This window comes from Blautia coccoides, from assembly GCF_034355335.1.
Lineage (GTDB): Bacteria > Bacillota > Clostridia > Lachnospirales > Lachnospiraceae > Blautia > Blautia producta.
The window spans coordinates 5,336,904-5,361,107 of sequence record NZ_CP136422.1 but is presented as its reverse complement, the minus strand read 5'-3'; the positions used below and the strand labels follow the sequence as shown (position 1 = coordinate 5,361,107).

The 24,204-nt window shown below is 47.2% G+C and carries 17 protein-coding genes; 16 read left to right on the top strand and 1 reads right to left on the bottom strand.

The genetic code is table 11. The features are described from left to right. Positions 1–93 precede the first annotated feature (93 nt). Genes BLCOC_RS24070 through BLCOC_RS24060 form a run of 3 tightly spaced genes read left to right on the top strand, consistent with a single transcriptional unit; the run spans position 94 to position 5,486 of the window. Positions 94–3,480, top strand: coding sequence for a UvrD-helicase domain-containing protein (locus tag BLCOC_RS24070; RefSeq protein ID WP_115623591.1), 3,387 nt, complete (start codon positions 94–96; stop codon positions 3,478–3,480). Between the two features lie 25 nt (positions 3,481–3,505). Next, positions 3,506–4,981: a bifunctional metallophosphatase/5'-nucleotidase gene (locus tag BLCOC_RS24065; protein WP_115623590.1), complete on the top strand. Its 1,476-nt coding sequence runs from the start codon at positions 3,506–3,508 to the stop codon at positions 4,979–4,981. A gap of 16 nt (positions 4,982–4,997) precedes the next feature. Then, on the top strand, positions 4,998–5,486 hold the full coding sequence (locus BLCOC_RS24060; RefSeq protein WP_115623589.1) for a GNAT family N-acetyltransferase: 489 nt from the start codon (positions 4,998–5,000) through the stop codon (positions 5,484–5,486). Here BLCOC_RS24060 and BLCOC_RS24055 read toward each other — a convergent pair whose 3' ends face one another. Beyond that, a complete protein-coding gene (locus tag BLCOC_RS24055; protein WP_115623588.1) occupies positions 5,487–6,839 on the bottom strand; it encodes an MATE family efflux transporter in 1,353 nt (450 codons plus the stop codon). Positions 6,840–7,126: 287 nt separating this feature from the next. On the opposite strand from BLCOC_RS24055, the gene BLCOC_RS24050 reads away from it, so the two are divergent. The 13 genes from BLCOC_RS24050 (at position 7,127) to BLCOC_RS23990 (ending at position 24,131) form a co-directional block, all read left to right on the top strand. Continuing rightward, positions 7,127–7,780 carry a TetR/AcrR family transcriptional regulator gene (locus BLCOC_RS24050; RefSeq protein ID WP_115623587.1) on the top strand — a complete coding sequence of 218 codons (654 nt, stop codon included), beginning with the start codon at positions 7,127–7,129 and terminating at the stop codon, positions 7,778–7,780. A gap of 87 nt (positions 7,781–7,867) precedes the next feature. Next, positions 7,868–8,587 carry an ABC transporter ATP-binding protein gene (locus BLCOC_RS24045; protein ID WP_226985273.1) on the top strand — a complete coding sequence of 240 codons (720 nt, stop codon included), beginning with the start codon at positions 7,868–7,870 and terminating at the stop codon, positions 8,585–8,587. Further along, entirely contained in the window at positions 8,584–9,300 is a 717-nt protein-coding gene (locus BLCOC_RS24040) for a hypothetical protein (protein ID WP_115623586.1), read from the top strand. The genes BLCOC_RS24045 and BLCOC_RS24040 overlap by 4 nt, the downstream gene beginning before the upstream one ends. Before the next feature lie 4 nt (positions 9,301–9,304). Continuing rightward, positions 9,305–10,588, top strand: coding sequence for an MFS transporter (locus BLCOC_RS24035; protein WP_115623585.1), 1,284 nt, complete (start codon positions 9,305–9,307; stop codon positions 10,586–10,588). Positions 10,589–10,609: 21 nt separating this feature from the next. Further along, on the top strand, positions 10,610–11,437 hold the full coding sequence (locus BLCOC_RS24030) for an alpha/beta fold hydrolase (protein ID WP_029471244.1): 828 nt from the start codon (positions 10,610–10,612) through the stop codon (positions 11,435–11,437). 164 nt (positions 11,438–11,601) lie between these two features. Continuing rightward, positions 11,602–13,521, top strand: coding sequence for a sensor domain-containing diguanylate cyclase (locus BLCOC_RS24025; protein WP_018593208.1), 1,920 nt, complete (start codon positions 11,602–11,604; stop codon positions 13,519–13,521). A gap of 131 nt (positions 13,522–13,652) precedes the next feature. Beyond that, a complete protein-coding gene (locus BLCOC_RS24020) occupies positions 13,653–13,985 on the top strand; it encodes a nucleotide pyrophosphohydrolase (protein WP_018593207.1) in 333 nt (110 codons plus the stop codon). Positions 13,986–14,003: 18 nt separating this feature from the next. Beyond that, positions 14,004–14,831: an HAD family hydrolase gene (locus BLCOC_RS24015; protein ID WP_115623584.1), complete on the top strand. Its 828-nt coding sequence runs from the start codon at positions 14,004–14,006 to the stop codon at positions 14,829–14,831. A gap of 14 nt (positions 14,832–14,845) precedes the next feature. Next, a complete protein-coding gene (locus BLCOC_RS24010) occupies positions 14,846–15,382 on the top strand; it encodes a ribonuclease domain-containing protein (protein ID WP_115623583.1) in 537 nt (178 codons plus the stop codon). Beyond that, a complete protein-coding gene (locus BLCOC_RS24005) occupies positions 15,379–15,627 on the top strand; it encodes a barstar family protein (RefSeq protein WP_018593204.1) in 249 nt (82 codons plus the stop codon). Before BLCOC_RS24010 ends, BLCOC_RS24005 begins: the two co-directional genes overlap by 4 nt. A gap of 21 nt (positions 15,628–15,648) precedes the next feature. Continuing rightward, positions 15,649–16,413 (top strand): hypothetical protein, encoded by a 765-nt coding sequence (locus BLCOC_RS24000; protein WP_115623582.1) that lies wholly within the window; start codon positions 15,649–15,651, stop codon positions 16,411–16,413. Between the two features lie 322 nt (positions 16,414–16,735). Continuing rightward, on the top strand, positions 16,736–23,281 hold the full coding sequence (locus tag BLCOC_RS23995) for a discoidin domain-containing protein (protein ID WP_115623581.1): 6,546 nt from the start codon (positions 16,736–16,738) through the stop codon (positions 23,279–23,281). 40 nt (positions 23,282–23,321) lie between these two features. Next, positions 23,322–24,131, top strand: coding sequence for a cohesin domain-containing protein (locus tag BLCOC_RS23990; RefSeq protein WP_115623580.1), 810 nt, complete (start codon positions 23,322–23,324; stop codon positions 24,129–24,131). The last annotated feature ends 73 nt before the right edge of the window (positions 24,132–24,204 follow it).

Here is a 24,204-nt window from a genome sequence, read left to right as displayed (position 1 = left end):
ATGTTGGAAATTTCACCGATAAAATGTTATACTAACTGATACATGATAATCGCAATTACCGTACAACATCAAAAAGGATAAGGTGATAAAATAATGTACATCGCAGATTTGCACATCCACTCCCGCTATTCCCGTGCCACCAGCAAAGACTGCACCCCGGAACATCTTGACCTCTGGGCGCGCAGAAAAGGAATACAAATAGTTGGCACAGGCGACTTCACGCATCCGGCCTGGAGAGAGGAACTCCAGGAAAAACTGGAACCGGCGGAGGATGGGCTGTATGTGCTGAAGAAAGAATACAGAATACAGGACCCCACAGCGGCCGCAGCCATGCAGCCGCGTTTTGTCGTTACAGGTGAGATCAGTTCTATTTATAAAAAAATGGATAAGGTTCGTAAAGTACACAGCCTGATCCTCCTGCCGGGATTGGAGGATGCGGAAATCATCTCCAAAAAACTGGAAAGCATCGGCAACATCCATTCCGATGGACGGCCTATCTTGGGATTAGACTGCAGGGACCTGCTGGAGATACTGCTGGAGCTGTGTCCGAATGCCGTCTATGTGCCGGCTCATATCTGGACACCTCATTTTTCTTTATTCGGGGCCTTTTCCGGTTTCGATACGGTGGAGGAATGCTTTGACGACTTATCACCATACATCCGGGCTATGGAAACAGGGCTTTCCTCAGACCCGCCAATGAACTGGAGGATATCCGCGCTTGATCAGTACCAGCTTATATCAAATTCCGATGCACATTCCCCGGCAAAGCTGGGAAGGGAGGCAAATCTGCTGGACATAGAGCTTTCCTATGAAGGATTAAGAAAGGCCATTCAGGAGGGAGAAGGACTGGCAGGGACTATAGAGTTCTTTCCGGAAGAAGGAAAATATCATTTTGACGGTCACAGAAAATGTCATCTCTGTTTAAGTCCCACGGAAGCTGAAAAATACCACGGTAAATGCCCTGTCTGCGGAAAAAAACTCACAATCGGAGTGTCTCACAGAGTGGAGCAGTTGGCTGACCGCCCGGAAGGCTTTCAAAGACCTCATGCGAAAGCCTTTGAGAGCCTGGTGCCGCTGCCGGAGGTCATCGGCGCATCTGTGGGATACTCCGCGGCAAGCAGAAAAGTTGTGAGGCAGTATGAAGAAATGCTCCGGAAACTGGGATCTGAGTTTGAGATACTGCGGATCATGCCTCTGGAAGAGATCAGGAGCATTTCCGGACATTTGATCACTGAGGGAATCCAGAGACTTAGGGAAGGAAAAGTTGAGAGGATTCCCGGTTTTGACGGAGAATATGGCACCATAAAGTTATTCGAGCAGACTGAGATTGAGAATCTGGATGGGCAGATGAGCCTTTTTGACAGCATGGAAATGATCCAGGATATGACAGAAATAACAGGTGATGCAGGAACTGTTCAGGAAATTAGGAGGTCAGATAAAACACAGAAAAACAGATTATCAGCTAAAGTAAAGGAAAGCAGACTATCAGAGAAAGCGCAGAAAAGCGGACCGTCAGCCGAAGCACAGGAAAGTGGACCATCCATTCCCGCTCTCCAGCCGCTGAACCCCCAACAGCAGCAGGCTGTTCAGTCCATAGACCGGGCAGTAGCGGTTATAGCGGGACCGGGGACAGGGAAGACTAAGACTTTGATATCCCGCATTCTCTATCTTTTGGAGACCAGAAAAGTAAAAACGTCAGAGATAACAGCTGTGACTTTTACGAACAAAGCCGCTGCCGAGATGCAAGAGCGCCTGAGGCAGCAGTTAGGAAAAGGCAGATCTGCCCGGTTGATCCAGGTGGGGACCTTCCACTCGATCTGCCTTGAGCTGCTGAAAAAACAAGGCATGCAGTTTTCCCTTGCCGATGAGACGGAAACGCTGGACATTGCAGCAGATATAGTAAAAAGCAGGAACCTGGGAATCAAGCCCAAGCAGTTTCTTCAAAAAGTATCCATAATAAAAACAAACACTGATGTGACCCCGGATTTTTCAGACCATGAACTTTTATCCACCCATGGTATAACAGAACCGGAATATGCAGCGTATCTGGAATACCGGCAGACATTGGAGTCCCTGCATATCCTGGACTTTGACGACCTGCTTACAGAAACTCTGAAGCTAATAAAAGCCGACCCGGCAGTTCTGGCACAAAATTTCAACTATCTTCACGTTGACGAATTCCAGGATATCAGTCCGATCCAGTACAGGCTGATCATGGAGTGGGCAAAACAGGGCAGAGAGCTTTTTGTCATTGGAGATCCGGATCAGTCCATTTATGGTTTCCGCGGCTCAGACGATAAATGCTTTGAGCATTTAAAAAACGACTTTTCAGATTTGAATATCATCCGTTTGACTGAGAATTACCGCTCTGCGCCCCAGGTGATTTCCAGTGCAGTGAAAGTTATTTCTAAAAATCCCGGAATGGAGAGAGTGATCCACCCCAACCGGCCGGACAGCACTCCGGTCCGTCTTGTCACAGCCGGAAGTGAGATGGGAGAAGCCATATTTACCGCAAAAGAAATTAATCGTCTCATTGGCGGGATTGACATGCTGGATGCGCAGGAAAAACAAGAAACAAACACAGAATATAAGACAAGAAGCTTTGCCGATATTGCTGTATTGTACAGAACGCACCGCCAGGCGGAACTTCTGGAAAAGTGCCTGCAGAGAGAAGGGATACCATATGTGATCGCCGGGCGTGAGGATTTCCTTGCAGAAAAGACCGTCCGGGGATGCATCTGTTTTTTCCGCTGTCTTGTAAACCGGGATGACATAGTGGCTAGGGATATGTGCCTGAAATTATTGTGGGATTTGGAACCGAACCGGATAAGCGGCAGTATTTTTGAGACCATGCAGGAAAAATATATTCCTTTTCTGAAAAAAGGAAAACCCCAGAAAGTCCTGGCACAATGGATAGAAGACATGAATCTTACAGATGATATAGCTGTAAACAAGCTTCTTGGAATGACTGTTTTCTATAAAACCATGCAGGAATTTATGGATGCTGTCTACCTTGGCGTGGAAAGTGATCTAAAACGCTGCGGCGGCAGACAGTATACAGCCGACTGCGTTACGCTCATGACGCTTCACGGCTCAAAGGGCCTGGAATTTCCTGTGACGATCATCTATGGCGTTAGAAAAGGAGCCATTCCCTTTGAAAGGGACTTCCGCCAAATAAAAGAAAATAGTACCCATCAAAAGAGAGAAAACAGCATACAGCAGAAGAAAGAAAACAGCTCCCATCAAAAGGAAGAAAACAGCTCGGAAAAACAGGAGACCTTCATTACCGACATAGAGGAAGAGCGTCGGCTCTTTTATGTGGGAATGACCAGAGCCAAAGAGGAATTGATATTGACCACCTCCCGGGAGGCCTCTGTTTTTCTGGAGGATATGCCGGAAGAATTCCTGTTAAGGGAAAGCGCGGATAAGCGAAAACAAAATGGCGGAGGAGAGCAGTTAAACCTTTTTGATTTCCTGTAAATGAACCAGACTGAGAGGAAAAAGAATGACGCAAAAGAATATAAAACATCTGACCCTTCTGCATTCCAATGACATGCACGGTGATTTCCTGGCAGAAGAAATTGACAACGAACTGGTTGGAGGTGTCTCTCTGTTGTCGGGTTATGTAAACCAGGTGAGAAGAGATGTTCCGAACACACTTTATATGATCGCGGGAGACATGTTCAGAGGATCCCTCATAGATACCGAGTTCAAGGGCATCTCCACAATAGAGATCATGAATGTTCTGGGACCTGATATCGTGTCCCTGGGAAATCACGAACTGGATTACGGCATTGCGCATCTGCTTTTTTTGGAGCGCTGCTGTAAATTTCCCATTGTAAATGCAAATATCTACATCAGACCAACAGGCATGCGTCTGTTTCAGTCTCACAGGATCCTTCATGTAGATGGCATGAAGATTCTTGTCATGGGGCTTTTGACTGAGGATATAATGAGCAAGGCGAAATCAGACATGCTCCTGGGAACCTTTGTGGATCTGTCTGATGCGGCCAGGGAAGTGGGGATCATCTGCAACAGTTATAAAAACGTGGACATTGATTTTACCATTCTCCTGACACATATCGGATTTGCGGAGGATCTGAAGCTTGCCGAGCAGCTTGATCCCAAATGGGGCGTGGATGTCATTATCGGCGGTCACAGCCACACATATCTGGAGGAACCGGCAGAGGTGAACAATATCCTTATTGTACAGGCCGGGATCGGAACAGACCAGATCGGCCGATTTGAGATAGAGGTGAACACAGACACCAATTCTGTGGAGAGCTATACCTGGGAGACGGTCCCCATTGATGATGCGCACTGCGAAAGAAATGAAGAACTGGAACATCTCATTTACGACTTTAAGAAGGTAACGGATGAAAAATACGGGGCGATCCTCACCAGTATGGTGAGAAAAGCCACCCATCCCGGCCGCTATCAGTCCACCAGTGCAGGTAATCTGTTCTGTGACGCATTGAAAATGCAGTTCGGGCTGGATATTGTCATGCTCGGTTCCGGAAGCCTGCGCGCGGAGGAGATTGGGCCTATCATTACCGTGGGGGATCTGCTCAACATGTATCCCTATGACGAAACCCTGGTGCGCATTGAACTGACGGGAAAAGAGCTGAAAGAGGGGATTCTGCACGCCATGAAAAAAAGTGTGAGCGTGGAGGGCAGTGATTTTGAATACTACCAGTTTAGTAAAGGAATACGCATGGTTTATTCTACAGGCCGGCAGGAACTGACAGATGCCAGATTTAACGGAAAAGAAATACAGGACCAGGATGTATTTGCCGTGGGCCTGGAACTATTTCATTACAACAACATGGACAGTTTTCTGGGGTTGGATCAGGAAACCATCGAACGGCGGAAACCTTCACGGACCATAACGGGAAATATCCGCACAGCCATTGAAGAATATTTCAGGGAACACAATGCGCTGCGCCCGGTTTATGAAAAAAGAACGATAACAACAGATTGAAAAAGGAGAAAATAACATGCAGATAACGATAAGAAATGCACAGCCGGGGGAGGGAGAGACATTGGCTGCCATTGAGGCAGCCTGTTTTCCGGCAGCGGAAGCAGCCAGTGAAGAGGCAATAAAAGAGCGTTTGGCGGCGTTTCCCGAAAAGTTTTTTGTGGCGGAAACAGAAGGAAAATCAGTGGGGTTTGTCAACGGAGGCGTGACAGACGAACCACATCTGCCGGATGAGATGTATCATGATATAAGTTTACATAACTCGGACGGCGCCTATCAGACTGTATTCGGTCTGAATGTTCTGCCCGAATACAGAAGACAGGGAATTGCCGAAAAACTTATGAATGCATTGATAGGATCCGCAAAGCAGGAGGGTAAAAAGGGGGTCATTTTGACCTGTAAGGATCACATGATCCATTATTACGAAAAATTCGGTTTTGTCAATTACGGCAGAGCGGATTCGTGCCACGGCAATGCAGTCTGGAATGATATGAGACTGCTCTTTTGATCATAAACGTTCAAATCCATGCACCCAGTCTGCCTTTTTATAATATATCACAAACACCACGGAGCTTAAAAACCAGGTCAGCGGATAAGCCCAGAATATAACCTGGATATCCGGTATGAATTTCACGATCACGGATATATAGGAAACCCGCACAATGCACCAAAACACCAGCATGACCAGCATAGGCACGGAGGCATGCCCGGAACCTCGCAGAATGGCGGCGATACAGTGGGAGAGCGCCAGAAGAAAATAGAACAATGTGACAGTCCTTGCCTGGGCGGTTCCGTACTGGATCACGTGTGCCTCGCTGTTAAAGGCCGAGATGAGAGCCGGCGCAAAAGAGTAGATCAGCACACCGATCAGCTCTGCGATCAGCATGGAACATAAAAGACCGAATCTGGCGCCTTTTTTTGCCCTGTCATATTCCCCGGCCCCCAGGTTCTGGCTGACAAAGGTGGTCAGCGCCAGGGTAAAGCAGTTGATCGGCAGAAAGACGAATCCCTCAATTTTAGAGTAGGCTCCGCATCCGGCCACCGCCATTTTTCCAAAGGCGTTGATATTCGTCTGCACGATCACGTTGGCAAAGGCTATGATCGAATTTTGGAAACCGGCGGGAAGACCGTTATTAATAATACGGCCCAGCATGGCTTTGTCAAATCTTATCTTATTTATGTAAACCCGATATTCCAGAGGACAGCGCTTAAGCTTTCCAAGACAGAGCAAGGCGCTTAGAAACTGTGAGATAATAGTGGCAAGTGCGGCAGAGCCGACCCCCAGATGCAGTACAATGATAAAAAATAAATCCAGTACAACATTAACCACAGAGGAGATGATCAGGTAAACTAAGGGATGCCTGCTGTCACCTACAGACTGCAGTATGCCCACAAATACATTATACATAACAAATCCCAGGGAACCTGCAAAGTAAATGCGGAAATATGTAATAGACTGGGACAGCACATCCTTGGGCGTTCCCATCCAGACAAGTATCTGGGGGGCAAGGATAACGCCGGCCAGAGTGAGCACAGCACTTGCTGCCAGGCCAAGGGAAATAGTGGTGTGTATTGCTTTTTGAAGGTTCTCTGTATTTCTGGCACCGTAATATCTGGCGATCACTACGCCTGCGCCCATGGCAATGCCGTTAAAAAAGCCGACCATCAGGAAGATCAGATTTCCAGAGGAGCTGACAGCAGCCAGGGCATTACTGTCCAGGAAATTTCCTACGATCAGGGAGTCCGCAGTGTTGTAGAGCTGCTGGAAGAGGTTTCCCAGAAACAGCGGGAGAGCGAACATTATGATTTTTTTCCATATGGGGCCTGAGGTCATCAGGGTTTTAGATTCTGCTGCATTCATGATAATATAACTCCGTTTATATTTTACATTCGTAACTGTTCAGTACCCTTACAGTTACGAGCAAAAATCCATGTAAATCGCCTTTGGCGATGGGATTTTTGCCTGGCTGCTGAACATTTTCTTACGGTCAGCGCAGTAAATGCGCAGACCTACTGAATAGTTACTTACTTTCTTCCATTATTTTACTCCTCAGGTGGAAAAAAGCAACCGGCAAAATAAAAGCTATTGACAAACATACCATTGGTATGTTAATTTGAATATAATCCAATGAATAATGGAGGTACAATATGGCACGGAATAAATATCCGGAGGAGACAGTAAATCTGATCCTGGAAACTGCAGGCAGGCTTTTTGTGGAAAAAGGATACGAGCGGACATCTATCCAGGATATCGTAGATAATCTGGGAGGGCTTAGTAAAGGCGCGATCTATCACCACTTTAAGTCAAAGGAGGAAATCCTCACTGCTGTGACAGACCGCATGACAGAAGGCTCAGAAGTTCTGCTGCGCCGGATAAGGGATGATGAAACGCTTACAGGGAAAGAAAAGCTGAAAAAATTATTTTTGGAATCCCTCAACAGGCCGGAGCAGAATGATATGTTTCGTTCCGCGCCCCGCCTTGGAGATAATCCGCAGCTATTGTCCATGGTAATGCGGGAGACCATTGAGATCACAGCGCCTCAATACCTGACACCGATCATGGAAGAGGGCATAAAGGACGGCAGTATCCATACAAATTATCCGTCAGAGTTAGGAGAAGTGCTGCTTCTGCTTGGAAATGTATGGCTGAACCCAATGACTATGGATTCCACACCTGAGGAGACACTCAGGAAATGTCTCTGTTTTAAGGAGATTCTGGATGCTTTGGGTCTTGACATTGTGGACGAGAAAACTATCAACAGGCTGCAGGAACTGACAGAAATCTATAATGAATATAAATAATATATGGCTGCCCGGCAGCATAGTCTGGCCTGGCAGCCTATTTTTTTATCATTATACATACCTACGGTCGGTATTAAAAGGAGAGAAATGATGGACGCAGTAATCGAAATAAGAGAAGTATCAAAAAGCTTCCAGGGGCAGAGTGTACTGGAACGCTGCTCCCTGAGTCTGCAAAAGGGTGAAATTTATGGCCTTTTGGGCATTAATGGCGCGGGAAAGACAACGTTGATGAAGATAACCGGCGGTTTTCAGCAGGCGGACGAGGGGGAGGTGCAGATAGACGGCATGGATACCTGGGAGTACAGGGAGAAGATCCAGAGCAGGATAGGCACTTTGATCGAGACACCCATATTTTATGAGCACCTGACTGCCCGGGAAAATCTGGAGATCCATATGGCCTATATGGGGAAAAACGGTGATATTACAGGAGCATTGGAGCAGGTAGGGCTGGCGCGGACCGGGAAAAAAACGGTGGCCAGGTTTTCCATGGGAATGAAGCAGAGACTGGGGATCGCAAGGGCCATGCTCCATGATCCAGACTGCCTGCTGTTGGATGAACCCATTAACGGACTTGACCCTGTGGGTATACAGGAAGTGAGGGAGATTCTGCTTGCCCAGGCAGAGAGGGGTACGGCCATTCTGGTATCCAGCCATATTTTAAGTGAAATGGAGCAGTTGGCCCACAGAGTGGGAGTCCTGGCACAGGGGAAGATCGTGGAGGAATTCTCCCCGTCTCTGATGCGGAAACAATATGGAGAAAATTTTGAAAATTATGTCATTGACATTATGAGGAGGAAACAGATATGAAGCTGATGAAGCTGGAATTAAAAAGAACGGACTTTAAGGGCTATCTGCTGGCGGCAGCGGGAATCTTTGTATTTTGTCTGATCATGACATTTGCGTTTCCGCTGCTTCCAAAGCTGGAGGAGGGGAGCGTGACAAGAGATGACGCACTGCTGTTTGCAACCTGGAAAGGCGTGTTGCTGCCGGTGTCCGGACTGATCATGTCCTGCTTTGCCGTCCTGGGCGGAGCCATGTCAGCCCGGCTGGTGGTGACAGAGTATGCAGGGAAAAATGCGCTTCTGCTGTTTTCTTACCCAGTGAAGAGAAAAGCGGTGCTGAAGGCAAAATGTACCCTGCTCTGGGGGTTCATATTCACGGCTGTTTTCCTCTGTGAGACACTTTGTTTTCTTGTTATGGGCATCTCGGCAAATCTGTTCCATTTTATGCCGGAAGCCTTTGGTATGACTGAGTTTGGAAGAGTGCTGGCAGCCGGTGCGGTTCTGGGAGTGATGGCAGCATCCATAGGTCAGATATCCATGCGCATCGGTTTCTGGAAAAGATCACTGGTGGCTTCTGTGGTGACTTCCGTTATTCTCATATGTCCGGTGACCAACCTGTTCATGCTGGGAGCAGACAGCGGGCTGTGGATCATGACAGGCATCATGGTGGTTACGCTGGCGGCAGGCCTGGGCTGTTATGTGGGACTTACAAACAAAATAAAGAATCTGGAGGTGTAAAGATATGAAGAAAAACGGTTTTTCAAGGGATTTTATGCTGGTAGTCCTGGGACAGATCATCTCTCTGTTCGGTAATGCGGTGGTCAGGTTTGCCCTCCCCCTGCATCTGCTGAACATCTCCGGGTCTCCTACCTTGTACGGAATGGTGTCAGCTCTGGCATTTCTGCCCCTGCTCATCATGTCACCCCTTGGAGGTGTGATAGCGGACCGGGTAAATAAAAGAAACATCATGGTAGTGCTGGATTTTTCCACTGCCGGAATTATCCTGCTGTTTCTTCTGTTGTCAAGGCAGGTAAATATTGTGGCGCTTATTCTTGTGGCCCTGATCCTGCTTTATAGTATTTCCGGTCTTTATCAGCCTTCTGTTCAGGCCAGTATGCCGTTTCTGGTGCCGGAAGAGAAACTGGTGCAGGCCAATGCCATTATCAATACGGTATCTTCCCTTGCCGGTCTTTTAGGACCTGTTCTGGGTGGTATTTTCTACAGCATGAAGGGAATTCATGTGGTGCTTGCCATCAGTATGGTGTGTTTTTTCCTGTCTGCTGTGATGGAAATATTCATCAGGATCCCATTTACAAAAAGGGAGACCGACATGGGGGCCTTCCGCATCATTTTCGGAGACTTGAAGGAGAGTGTGTACTTTATTGCAAAGAGTCAGAAGGTCATCGGTAAAGTTACCGTTATTGTGGCATTTGTAAATCTATTCATATCGGCGCTGCTGATCATCGGGCTTCCGGTCCTCTGCACCCAAGTATTTAAATTCCATAGGGCTGACCCGAACCAGATGTACGGATATCTGTCGGGAATCATGGCTTTCGGGGGAATTGCAGGGGGAATCGCTGCCGGAATCCTTGGAGGCAGGATCAAAATTGGAGATACCTGGAAGCTGATCCTGGGTTTGGCTCTGCTCATGTTTCCCATGGGGGGGATTCTGTATTCCAGTGTTCCCGATATGGGAAAATATCTGGTACTGGCAGCAGGAGCGTTTTTAATCATGCTGTGTGCAACTTTGTTTACGGTACAGACCATGTCTTTTGTACAGATGAACACTCCGGGACATTTGATCGGTAAAGTGATCTCCTGGGTTATGGCTATTGCAACCTGTTCCCAGCCTCTTGGGCAGGCTTTATACGGGGTTGTGTTTGAGCAGGCAAGAGGGATGGAATGGGCAATCTTTATGACGGCAGGCATTGCAAGTATTTTTGTCAGTCTGTATCTGAGAAGGATATGGATCGCCGAGGGAATACTGGACAGCGGAACAGAGACCGTGTCCGGTGCATATAAATAAAGAAAAAAGTAGATTTCCTTTATGTTCTATGTAAGATCCAATGACGGCACCAGAATTGCTGTCTATGAGTTCAACAAAGGGTGTCCAAAGACCGTATTTCTCGTTCACGGATGGCCTCTTTCACACAAGATTTATGAATACCAGATCGAGCTGCTGACAAAGTGCGGATATCATGTGGTGGCAGTGGATCTGAGAGGGTTCGGCCAATCTGATGCACCGGCCTGCGGTTATGAATATGACCAGATGGCGGCAGATATTTACCACGTGGTGAAGGCCATGGGCCTTAAAAAATTCGTTCTCACAGGTTTTTCCATGGGAGGAGCCATTGTACTTCGTTATATGCGGCTGTTCTGCGGCTATGGTGTGGAGAAACTCATCCTTTTGGCAGCGGCGGCACCATCCTGGACACAGCGGGAGGGGTATCCATACGGCCTTTGCAGGAAATATGTGGATAGTCTGATCCATCTGGCAGAGACGGACAGACCGCAGCTGGCTTATAATTTCAGTCACGAACAGCTCTTTGCCACACCGCACAGGGAACCGGTGAAACAGTGGTTTCAGGATATATCACTCTCAGCTTCCGGTATAGGTACAGTCAGAACAGCAGTTTCACTCAGGGATGAGGACGGGCGCAGTGATCTTCCCTGTGTCCATGTTCCAACCTGGATCATCCATGGAGGGAAAGATGTGGTGGTATCCAATGATCTGGCCCGCATCCAGAAAGAGGGGATTCCCTGCTCCCGGCTTGTGACCATGGAGAACAGCGGGCATGGCATTATGTATGATGAACTGGCTCTGTTTAATAAGATATTCCTACGGGCTGTCAGGACGAATCCACAGGCAGGATAAAAAAGTGATTTGATTTCCGGGATAGCTTAGGCGGCCTAGACCCCGCAGTGTTTTTTTACCGCATGTCAGAAATGGCATGCGGTTTATTCGTTTGTATGCTATAATAACAAAAAAGCGTGAGGTCGCTGTGGTCAGCGGCATATAGTGGGGAAAGGGGAAATTTTGTGCAGAGGATTTTTACCAGGTATATCAGCTATGTTGTCGCCGCAGCCCTTCTGGCCATTTTGGTGCTGAACTGGGGCCTGCAGGGACGTAATGCAAGAAGTCAGATGATACAAAACTCTGCTCTGAAGCTGGGACAGATTTCACAGACCATTGATAATAATGAAGTGGAACTGCAGAACTTGAAAGAGAGCTTAAGTGAGGATTATTTGACAAGAGCCTATGCTTTCGCCTATATTATACAACAGAATCCCAGCGTGCTGGAAAGCCAGCAGGAAATGGAGCGTATTGCGGAGCTGCTCAATGTGGATGAACTTCATGTGATAGATGAAAACGGGATCCTTTTCGCAGGAAGTATTTCCAAATACTTTGGCATGGACTTTCACACTACGGACCAGACAAAAGAATTTCTCAGTATTCTGGATGATCCGGATTCCTATCTGGTGCAGGATATAAGGCCTAACGGATATGAAGAGAAGGTGTTCCAGTATATCGGCGTTGCCCGTCAGGATAAAAAGGGAATTGTGCAGGTGGGAATGGCTCCGACCAGGATGCTGGAGGCCCAGAAGAGGAATCAGCTTGATTACATATTCTCCAGAGTTCCTGTGGATGCAGGAGGTGTACTCTTTGCCATAGACAAGGACAGCGGGGAGGTTCTGGCCCATTCAGATGAGAAGATGGCCGGCAGCAGTATGGAAGATTTGGGGCTTTCAGAAAAGGAGATCGCAGACTGCAGAGATGGAGGATTTATTCGTCAGGACGGAGAGAAAATCTTCTGTGTCATCCAGGAGAAAGGCAGCCTGATACTTGGAGCAGGGGAGAATGAGGATCAGCTTTATGACGAGAGGAATACGCAGACGCTTCTGACCTTCTGTTACCTGCTTTTGGTTTATCTGGTGACGATTCTGGTCATTAACCGGCTGTTAAAATATCAGATCGTGGATGGGATGCACACCATTATGGATGATCTGAATGAAATCACAGACGGCAATCTGGATACTGTGGTGAAGGTGGACAGCAATCCTGAGTTCAGACAACTGAGCCAGGGCATCAATAAAATGGTACAGGGGATTTTAGATGCAACAGTCAAGATTTCAAAGGTCATTGATACACTGGATTTACCTATAGGCGTTTTTGAATTCAATGAGGATAATGAAAGGGTTATGGCAACGGAGCGTATCCGCCTTGTACTTGACTGGTCCGCAGAGGAGATGGATCAGGCCTGCCGGGATAGGAATGTATTTCGGGAAATGCTGGAAAAGACTCTAAGAGCCGCTTTGGACAAAAGGGGCAGTGACTTTAAAATAAAGGAAAATCCTGAAAAATGGGTGCGTATATTCACCACTACAGAAAATGGCAGCACCTTTGGGATCATCTCAGATGTGACCGGGGAGGTACAGGAAAAGAAACGGTTGGAGCATGAGAGGGATTATGACTCTCTTACCGGTCTCTGCAATCTGGATACCTTCAGAAAAGAAGTGGAGAATATCCTGGATGAAAAGGATATCGGTCAGTGTGCAATGATTATGCTGGATCTTGACAGTTTCAAGGGGATAAACGATCGTTTTGGCCATGACTGGGGCGATGAATATCTGCGTGTCTGCGCAGGTTTCCTGACAGAATTCAATGGAGAGCACGGGCTTGCGGCTAGACGGTCCGGGGATGAATTCTGTCTGTTTCTGCACCACTATAAGACGAAGCAGGAGATTGCCAATGATATGGAAGAATTCTATAGCTGTCTTCAGCAGAACCCCGTGGTATTTCCTGATCAGAGCAGAAAGACACTGGAGATTTCTTCAGGGCTGGCCTGGTACGGCGGTGGTCTGAATGAGTTTCAGACGCTTTTAAAGGCGGCAGATTATGCGCTGTATGATGCCAAGAACAGTGGAAAGGGAATCATGAAACAGTATTCTCTGAACTGAAATATACAAAGGATAAACAAAATTGGAGACAAAAGAATAGAGGGAAAGAAGAATGTTAGGTAAAACATAAGGTGATTCATAAGTCAAAATATAATATAATTCACAAGATAAAACATAAGGAGACAGATAAGATGGATAAAAATACAACCGTGGCGGATTTAAAAGGCAGAGTCTTTGATTTTTGTGAGGAGAGACATTGGAACAAGTCTCACAATCCCAAGGATTTATCTATTGGTATCTCCACAGAGGCCAATGAGCTGATGGATCTGTTCCGCTTTAAATCCAATGACCAGATGAAAGAAATGATGAGAGACGAGAGGAAGAGAGAACGTATAGGGGAAGAATTGGCAGATACACTGATCTTTTCCCTGCGTTTTGCCCAGATGTATTCCTTTGACATTGACGATATAATCCGTGACAAGATGGTAAAAAATGCGGTAAAGTATCCCAAGCCGGAAAAATGACGGCGGGAAGGAGCACATATGGAAATCAGATGTATTGCCCTTGATCTGGACAGGACGACACTGGATGGGGATGGATATCTGCCGGAGGAAAACAGACAGGCCCTTTTGGAGATCATGGAAAAGGGCGTGCAGGTTGTGGTAGCCAGCGGAAGGGCACTCTCCACTCTGCCGCCGGCTATCAGAGAGATGCAGGGAATTCGGTATGCTATTACCTCAAACGGAGCCGCAGTCTATGAACTTCACACAGGAAAATGCCTGCAACAATATAAGATGACTGAGAACTCAGTGCGGCGCATTGTGGATCTGACCGGAAAATTTCCTGTGACCTACGAGGCATTTGTGGACGGGGAGGCATATGCGCCAAAGGCCTATGTGGAGAATCCCATACAGTTTGGAGCCAGCGTAAGGGCTGTACCGTATATCCAGGGGACCAGAAAGCCAGTGGGAGATATCTTGGAATTTATCCGTGCCCATGAGTCTGTACTGGACGGCGTGGACATTATAACCGGGGATCAGGAACTGAAAACCAGGCTTTGGCAGCTATTGGATGCGGAGGCAGAGGATGTGTATATCACTTCATCGGTGGCGCAGCTTCTGGAGATTTCCTATAAAGATGCCGGGAAACATACAGGAGCAGCCTTTTTGCTGGATCATTTGGGGCTGGATAGAGAGGAGCTTGCGGCGTTTGGGGATGGTGATAATGATGCGGAGCTTTTGGCATTTGCAGGGATCGGAATCGCAGTGGAGAACGCATCCCGGAAGTGCAAGGACGCCGCGGACTATATCACCCTGTCCAATGAAGCCTGCGGGGTTGCATATGGCATCAGGAATATACTAAAATTATAAGAAGGGTATCAAATATGGTTCAAATTTGGAGACATAAATTTAAATATATATGCGGCATTCTGGCACTGCTGCTCTGTCTTTTGACCGGATGTACCGGCATTACAGATAAAAGCGCAGACCAGACGGACATAGACATACAGCAGACGTCCGGACAGGAGGAGCAGAACACAGAGGCAGAGCAGAATGCAGAGACACTTGAGGAGTCTGGAAGCTATACCTCAAAGGAGGATGTGGCGGCTTATATCCATCAGTTCAGACACCTTCCGGACAACTTTATCACGAAGAAAGAAGCCAAGAACGCCGGATGGGTCAGCAGTAAGGGCAATCTGTCAGAAGCTGCGCCGGGCAAGAGTATCGGTGGGGACAGATTCGGCAATTATGAAGGAATTCTGCCGGAAAAAGAGGGACGGCAGTATTACGAATGTGACATTGACAGTGACGGAGGCTACCGGGGGGCAAAGCGGATCATTTACTCAGATGACGGCCTTGTGTATTACACGGAGGATCACTACGAAACTTTTGAGCTTTTGTATGGAGAGGAGAATCCATGAGGATAGTCCTGGACGCGTTATATATGGATGAGAAGGAGACAGCACACAGATATCTGAAGGAAAAAATGCAGTTCCCGGATTACTATGGGGGGAATCTGGACGCGCTGTACGACTGTCTTACAGAGGCGGAAGAGATGGAGATTGAAGTGCAGAACAGAGAGCAGGCGCAGAACTATTTTCTGCGGATATGGAGTGTCCTGCTGGACGCTGCAAAAGAGAATGAAGGTCTTCGATTGATTGGCTAATAAAAACACAGGAGAGAGAAAATGGGTAAAATGCAGAAAGACAGCGGAAAATCATCAAAGAAATGGATAGTGCTTCTGTTGGTGGTCCTGGCTGCGGCATTGGCGGCAGCAGTCATATTTTTTGTGAAGGGCAGAACAGAGAAAGCAGTATTTTCCGTTGACGGACAGCCGGTTTACAGGGAAGAGGTGGCATGCGTTGTCAATAAGATCAAATTACATCAGAGGGAGAAAATAGCAGAGAAGGCTGGGATTGACATATCAGAATTCACCTGGGATACAGAGGTGGAAGGAAAAAACGGCTATGAATATCTGGCAGACGCAGTGGTTGCAGAGATGAAATCCATCAAGACCATGCAGAAGGAGGCCATGGACAATGGTCTTGCGGATGCCATTGATTATCCCTCCCTGATAAAAGCAATGGAAAAGGAAAACAAGGACAGAAAAGAGAAAAAGGGGAATAATGAAACTGTATTTGGAATGACACAGTACACGGCAGACCAGTTTTACGATTATTTCAACGAGAATCTCTCTCTCCAGAATAAAAGAGAGCTGATCAATAAAGAAGAGCTTACCGCATCCGATGAGGAGGCCAGGGCAGTTTATGATGCAGACCCGGACTACTTTGACAATGAGGACTATGAAAATATAGAGACATCTGCTAAAAATCTTGTTCTGGAGAATAAATACCAGGAACATTTGAAAGAAATGGCAGAGGCAGCAGTGGTGGAGATACCGGATCAAATGGCTTTGACCCAGGCGGTGAAGGATGCTATAGAAGGAAAATAATTAAATATAATATTTTCATATTTGTAAAAGAGAGACATTTAAGTGCCTGATAATAAGGTGCGTAAATGTCTTTTTTTATTGTGACTGTGGACGGTTTGCATAAAATTTACCCAATATATCTATTTTTTTGTACTATCGCATCCTATAAAAATATAAATGGTCGAAAATGACGAAAAACAGGTAGAATTCGTAATAATTTATGGTGATATGTAAGATATAATAGGAGACACGGCAATGCGGCGCCTGGTAAAATGACGGAAACTCATAAAAACAGTGTGCCGAAGCTCATTGCGTAAATATTCTTTTGGAAGGAGAGCAATGTATGAAATCATGGAAGCGATGGAACAGGGCGTTTGGTGCTACGCTGGCGACGGCTCTTGTCTGCACTTCGGTAAATTTCCCAGTCTATATACAGGCGGCTGTAGAAGACCAGGGAAGTGTACCTGCTGCAGTCACAGAGGAGATTCCCCAGGCAGTAGGAACGGTTTACCATGTGGACAGTGAAAACGGCAGTGATGAGAGCGGAGACGGGTCGGAGGCAAAACCATTTAAGACACTGGCAAAAGTGAACGCCATCGAATTGCAGCCGGGAGACGGCATCAGCCTGAAGAAAGGCAGTATTTTTGACAACCAGCAGCTTGCGCCTAAGGGAACAGGAACCCAGGAGAAACCAATTGTGATCGACACATACGGCGAGGGAAGTATGCCTGTTATCAATGCGGGAGGATTTAGAAGAACCGGCAATATGATCGACAGCGATATCCCTGGTGTTAAAGTTCCTGAATATGCAGGCTATAAAGAGGCAGTCCTGATCCAGAACATGGAATATACATATGTGACAGGACTGGAAGTGACCAATGATGACGCATTCAATGAGACAAGCGATGCAGCAGATGAAAACAATCTGAATTCCGGAAGTGATGATGTTGTTCCCAGGCGTCTGGGCATTCACGTTACCATTGATGAGCGGGAAACTGTAAACAAAACATTAGAGGACGACAAAGAGTACAATACCATCGTTATTGACGGTTGTTATGTACATGATGTAGACGGAAATGAAAACCGCGGTGTGAACAAAGTTGACGGCGGTATCGGCGTTGAAGTTATTTTCAGCTCAAAGGCAGGCGTTTATCCTTACTTTAACGGTGTGACGATACAGAACAACAGAATTGACCAGTGTGACCGTACAGGTATCAAGGCGATCCGCCTCTCAGACCTGGATCAGTTCAAAAACAATGATCCGAATAAAACCGGATACGATCCCAACAATGACGCGGACAACAACTCAGCCAATGACGGTGTGCGTCATGACAACATCCGCTATAAAGGCCAGGCACAGAGAGGCCTTCATATTGTCGGCAACTATCTGAGTGACATCGGCGGTGACGGTATTCTGGTCTGTGAAGCTCAGGGAGCAGTTGTTGAGCATAACGTAGTAAACGGACAGGCCATGCGTGCAAAAGGTGCCAATGCGGGTATCTGGGCATGGAACTCCTTTGATACCTTATTCCGCTATAACGAGAGCTTTGACGGACCTGCTTACAATCAGGACGGCTGTTCCTATGACAGTGATTACTGGTGTGCAGGTACTATCTTCGAGTATAACTACAGCCATGACACGCCTATGGGCTTTATGCTTATGATGGGAAACAACAACACAGATGTGATCCGTTATAATGTGAGCCAGAATGACGGTCTTGCATGGCGTCACGGAGCGGGAAATACAAATTCCGCCAGCTATATTTACAATAACGTATTCTATTACGACGGCGCCAACTGGGTATTCAACCACAGCAACGGCGGCGGCTCCGCAATGGGAAGCGCTTACAACTGGCATATGTACAACAACATTTACTATAACTACAATGAAGAAGTGACAAGTAAATGGGGAAGTGCGGATACAACGGCTGACAGTTGGAAGAACTCCTACCTGCAGCAGGCAGGGAACCTGGTGTATGAGGCCAGCGGCATCCATGATCCTGGTGAGATCCCTAATGCGATCCAGGCAGACCCGCTCTTTGAAAATCCGGGCGGCGGCCAGAGCGCAGTGATCAGTGAGGATGGTATGTCAGCAGTCTCCGATTGGGAATCCCTGAAAGCCTACGCGCTGAAGGATGGCTCACCGGCTATCGGAAATGGTGTGTATGTCAATGTAGTTCCGGCAACTAGCCAGGAAAACATGGGACTCTGGGATTACACCTCAGACAGAAATGCAAAGACCGACTTCTTCGGCAATCCTCTCTATGACGGTGCTCCAGATATCGGTATTATGGAGATGACTGGCGTAAAAGGCGCGGACTTCAGCCTTGAGAGCAACGCGGGATATAAAGTATATGATCCGGAATGCGGAGAATATCTTGCCAGCGGAGAAGACGGCCTGGAAGTCAATGCTTCAGGCAGCCAGTTCGTTATGGAAAACGCAGGCGGCGGCTATAAAGTGAAGATCTGGGATACAGAGAGCAATGCTTACTTGTATCTGAACATTGACGGCGGCGCAGCAGTTTTGACAGAAAAAGATGCTACTGTCTGGACAGCAGTTGACATGCTGAACGGACTTCATCAGTTAAAATCAGGGGATGACTTCCTTGTCTGCAATAATGACGGAACTCTTTCTCTGGGAGCAGCAGGTACTGACTGGAAATTTATTCTTCAGGAGCATTCCAAATCCTATAATGTGGGCGGAGATGCCATTGACGGATTCAGTGCAGACCAGGCTTATGACGCAAATAAAAAATTATCCGGTTATGTGGATGAATACAGCGGACTGACAAGCAGCAGAAGTGGTGTATATGCCACAGGTGTTACCGCGGATACGATTGAGTACAAGGTCTATGCATCAGATACTGCCCACAATCTGAAACTCTATGTTTCTGAGATGGAAGATATTGCCGGACGTACTTTTGACGTTCTGGTCAACGGTGAAGTGGTAAAAGAGAGATACACCCTATCCGGTGACACAGATGTTATCGAAATCGGCTCTGTATACCCTGCAGGCGGTGTTATTACGATCAAGCTTCAGAGCGCATACAGTGAAGAAGCCGGAACAATGACGAATCCTATTCTGAATGGTATCGCGGCAGATATGGCTGTAATGTCAGAAGTGAATATGAGACTGGATGCAGGTAATTCCGATACCTCCAATATGGGCAACCATGACGGATTGTTTGAGGATGCGGAATTTGAAGTGACAGGAAGCGGCTGGTATGCAAATGGTTCCACTGGAACAGAGGAGATTAACAGCAGCCTCAGCGGCCAGAAGCCTGTACCCGATGCAGGTCTTGGAACTGCACTTAAGAGCGGACGTGCCGGCGAAGACTTTGGATACAAATTCAAAGCAGCGCCTGGAATCTACAGAGTAAAACTGTATTTTAATGATACCAGCGCAGATGATTTCACACCCGGAACATTTGATGTGAGTGTCAACGGTTCTGTTGTGGAAGAAGGCTTCACCATTCCGGAACAGGATAAAGCATACGATATCACTGTTACGGCAGAGGCAAAAGACGGCCTCATTGATATCGGACTGAAAGCATCCGAAGGAAAAGCCATTGTCAACGCAGTTATCGTGGAACCTTATCAGGAAATAACAGGCGAGAATCTGGCGCTTAACAAACCGGCAGACGCAAGCGGTCAGGAAGCAGATTCCATGGCAGCAAAATACGCGGTTGACGGCAGCCAGTCCACACGCTACAGCAGCGGACAGGGAAGCGGACAGTGGATCAGCATAGATCTGGAAAAGAAATATATGGTAGATACAGTTGCGGTTGACTGGACACCGGGCGCTTATGCCACAGATTATGAGGTACAGGTATCTGCAGACGGAAATTCCTGGAATACTGTAAAGACAGTAAACAGCGCTTATCCGGGACTGAATCTTGTAAAATTTGATCCGGCAGAGGCTCAGTATGTAGCCATTGTTTCCATTAGCAACGCGAACGAATGGGGAATGTCCATGACAGAGCTGGGAGTATACGGTGAAGAGATCACAGGAAGCCCGGCTGCAACAGTGAGTACAGAGGATAAAGGAAACCATGACTACCAGGTAAATGTTGGCTTGGAGAATATATTCAACAAATACAGAAATGCAGTTGTGGAATATACTTATGACCCGGCTCAGATCACTTTAAACACAGACAGTGCCGCATTGAACGAAGAGGCGCTTCTGAAAACATCAGAGCCGACAGTGACAGACAATGAGGACGGAACCAAGACGGTTCGTTTCTCTTATGGAATCAAAAAACAGGATGCATTCAAGAAGGCTGCGGAACTTATGAATGTAACCTTTACGGCAGAAGAGGGAGCAACAAGAAAACTGGTAACTGTTAATGTATCTTTCAGCAATGCGGAAGGCCATGTGACCGCTCTGGAAAAAGTGATCACATATGTACCGAATAACTTTACGCATGAAGATTTAGGTGCTTTGATCCAGGATGCGGAAGCACAGTTGAATGCGGCAGTGGTTGGACCGAAACCTGGCGAATACACCCAGGAAGCAGTCGATACATTCAAAGCAGCCATCGATGAAGCAAAGGCAGTTCCGGACGGAAAAGAAGCGGCTGAATATGAAACAGCATATGTGAAGTTGGAAGCAGCTATGAAGGCATTTACTGAAGCGGTTAACGTGGCAGAATATGATACTTATTATCAGGATTTTGCAATAGCAGATGAAGCAAACTTTGAATATACAAATGCTTCCGGACAGCTTACGGATGAGGGTATGTTATTATCTATCGGAGGTAACGGAACTGCTAAGGATATGAATGCCTCCGCTATCAATCAGGGGATATTCCGTATCCGCTTTACCACAGACAGTATAGCAGACCAGACATTGTTTACAGTCGGAAGCGGAATCATGTTCGGGTATGATGCAGGCGGCGGAAACTGGTTCTATGATAAAACGGCAGAAAATGGCTGGGGTGACTTTACCAAAGGTCATCCGCTTACTGAAAATAAAGAGCATGAAATTATATTCAAATTTGTACCGAGTGCCGGCAAAGCAGTAGGATTATATGACCTGACTCTGTGGTATGACGGGACAGAATTAGGAAGTGCGTCCAATGTTCCTTACAGCACAGAACCCGGACAGTATACGCTGCAGACAAGAAGAGCAGCTCACGGAATTACCGTAAAAGAAGTATACTACGGTGATGAAGTTCCGACACATACCATCAGCGTAACAGCAGGTGACAACGGAACCGTCAGCCAGACAGGTGATGTATCTGTAGACCGTGAGACAAACAAAACATTTGTCATCAAACCGAATAAAGGTTATACGGTTGATAAAGTTCTTGTGGATGGCAAACCGGCAGCAGTGGATAATAACAAAGTTACATTTGAATATGTAATTGAAGACCATACTCTGGAAGTTACCTTCAAGAAGCTTGAGACATCCAGTCTGGAAGCCCTGATTCAGGAGATGAAGGGCATTGAGGCTGACGGTTATACACCGGACAGCTACCAGAAATTCCAGGAAGCTATTGCAGCGGCAGAGGCGGTTGTGGAAAATGCAGCATCCCAGAAGGAGATTACCGATGCCATTGTAGCCCTGGGCAACGCAAAAGATGTGCTGGTACCGATCACCCTTGAAGCCATCACAGTCAATACAGAAAATGCCAAGACAGACTATCTGTTAGGCGATGAATTCGACGCAGAAGGTATCGTGGTAGAAGCCGTTTATAATGACGGAAAATCAAAGCCGCTGAATGCAGATGAATACACCACCACCGGATTTGATTCCAGTGTGATCGGACCGAAAGAAATCACGGTGACTTATACAGAGGGAGAAACTGTATTGACAGCATCCTTTACTGTACAGGTTAAGCTTACAGTAGATACCAAGGGCCTGGAATTAGCCATTACCATGGCCGAGAACCTTGCAAACGGCAGCCAGTCCTTCTCACCGGAGAGCTGGGCAGCAGTGGAAGAGGCTCTTACTGAGGCGAATGAGATTCTGACAAGCCTTGAGACAACACAGGGACAGGTGGATGACGCGTTTAGTAAACTGATAAGCGCGATCACATCTCTGAAACCGGGTGTACAGAAGTTTGGTCTGGAAGCCGCTGTTCAGGGAGCGGAAGCAATCCTCGCGGATCCGGCCACAGAAGAACGCTATACAGAAGGCAGTGCCCAGGCAGTAAAAGACGCATTAAAGGCAGCCAAGACTGTATTAGATACCGAATACGGTGAGGATGAAGTAGAGGCAGGACAGACTGCAGTTAATGAGGCAACCACGAATCTGCTCACCGCAGTATCTCAGATGTTAGATAAGGATTTTGCCCGCCTGCATGCGGTCATTGCACAGGCAGAAACTATCCTGAAGGATTCCGGCAAATACACAGCAGAATCTGTGGAAAGACTTAAGAACCAGCTCGAAACAGCAAGACAGACAGCAGCCAATACAGAACTGACAGGTCAGGAAGCGAGAGAGGCTCGTCAGGCACTGGAAGAAGCCATTACAGGCCTTGTATTCAAAGGCAATAAGGCAGCACTGGAGACCGTTATGGCAAAAGCCCAGGAAATCCTCAACAATTCAGGCAGATATTTGGCAGGAAGTATTGAGGGTCTGCAGGAAGCCTTTGACAAAGCTAAGATTGTCTATGACGATCTGGAGGCAGTTCAGGATGAGATCAATGCAGCAGTAGCAGAACTTACAAAAGAAGTAGAAGAAGTAAGACTTCTCGGTGACGTGGATCTGAACGGTGTTGTGAATGCAGCAGACAGTGCACTGCTTTTGCAGTACAGTGTAGGACTCAAAGAACTGACAGAAGAGCAGATCCTCATCGGTGATGTGAATGCAGATAATGAGACCAACACAACTGACGCGACTAGAATACTTCAGATGGCAGCAGAGAAGATCACAACATTCTAAATTTTAGAGGAAAATCCAGGAGAACAGGCAGGTAACCTATATGAAAAAGAGAACCAGAAAAATAGCAATGTTATGTATGAGTGCACTTCTGTTTGTACAGGCAATGCCTGTCTGGGCCGCAGGTGGAACAGAAATCGCGTTAAACCCAGGTAAGGCACAGGAGGGCAGTCAGGTTCAGGTGAACTGTGAGATCACAGACGCCCAGGAAGTGACCAATGGAAAGATCCGTATCCATTACGATGCATCCAAACTTGTCCTCACTGCGGACAGCGCCGGAGGTGCGCTGTCCGGGGCCTTATGTGAGATCAATGATTGTCTGACCGGGAACAAGGATGAGGGTGAAATTGTGGCGGCATTTGCCTCTTCAGCTCCCCTTTCGGAAGATGGAAGTCTGCTTGATATGACTTTTCAGTTGGCAGAGGGCGTAAAGGCTGGCGATACAGCGGATATCCGGGTGGATATTGAGGAACTGGCAGGAGACAGCGGCAATATAGGACACAATGAAACGCATACTGCTTCTATTACAGTGGAAGCAAAGGGTGAAAATCCCAATCCGGGCGGCGACGACAATAAACCGGGTGGAGACGACCAGGATCCGGGCGGTGATGATACCGAAAATCCGGGCGGCGACGGCAGCCAGGGCGGCGATAAAAATGACGGAACCGGCGGCAGCGGAAATAAAGGGACCACACCTACAACGACTCCGGCTAAAAAGTCCGGCAGCGGCACAACAACTTCCAAATCAGCCAAGACAGGGGATGACACTGACATCTTACTACCTGTTCTGGGTGCCGGAGCGGCAGTAATAGTCATAGCCGCTTCAGTAATTGCTAAAAAGAAAAGAAGATAATGGATTTTGGCTCATAACAGTGAGGGCGCTGAACAGTTACGAAAAAGGAATGCAGGTCTGCATCGTATCATGC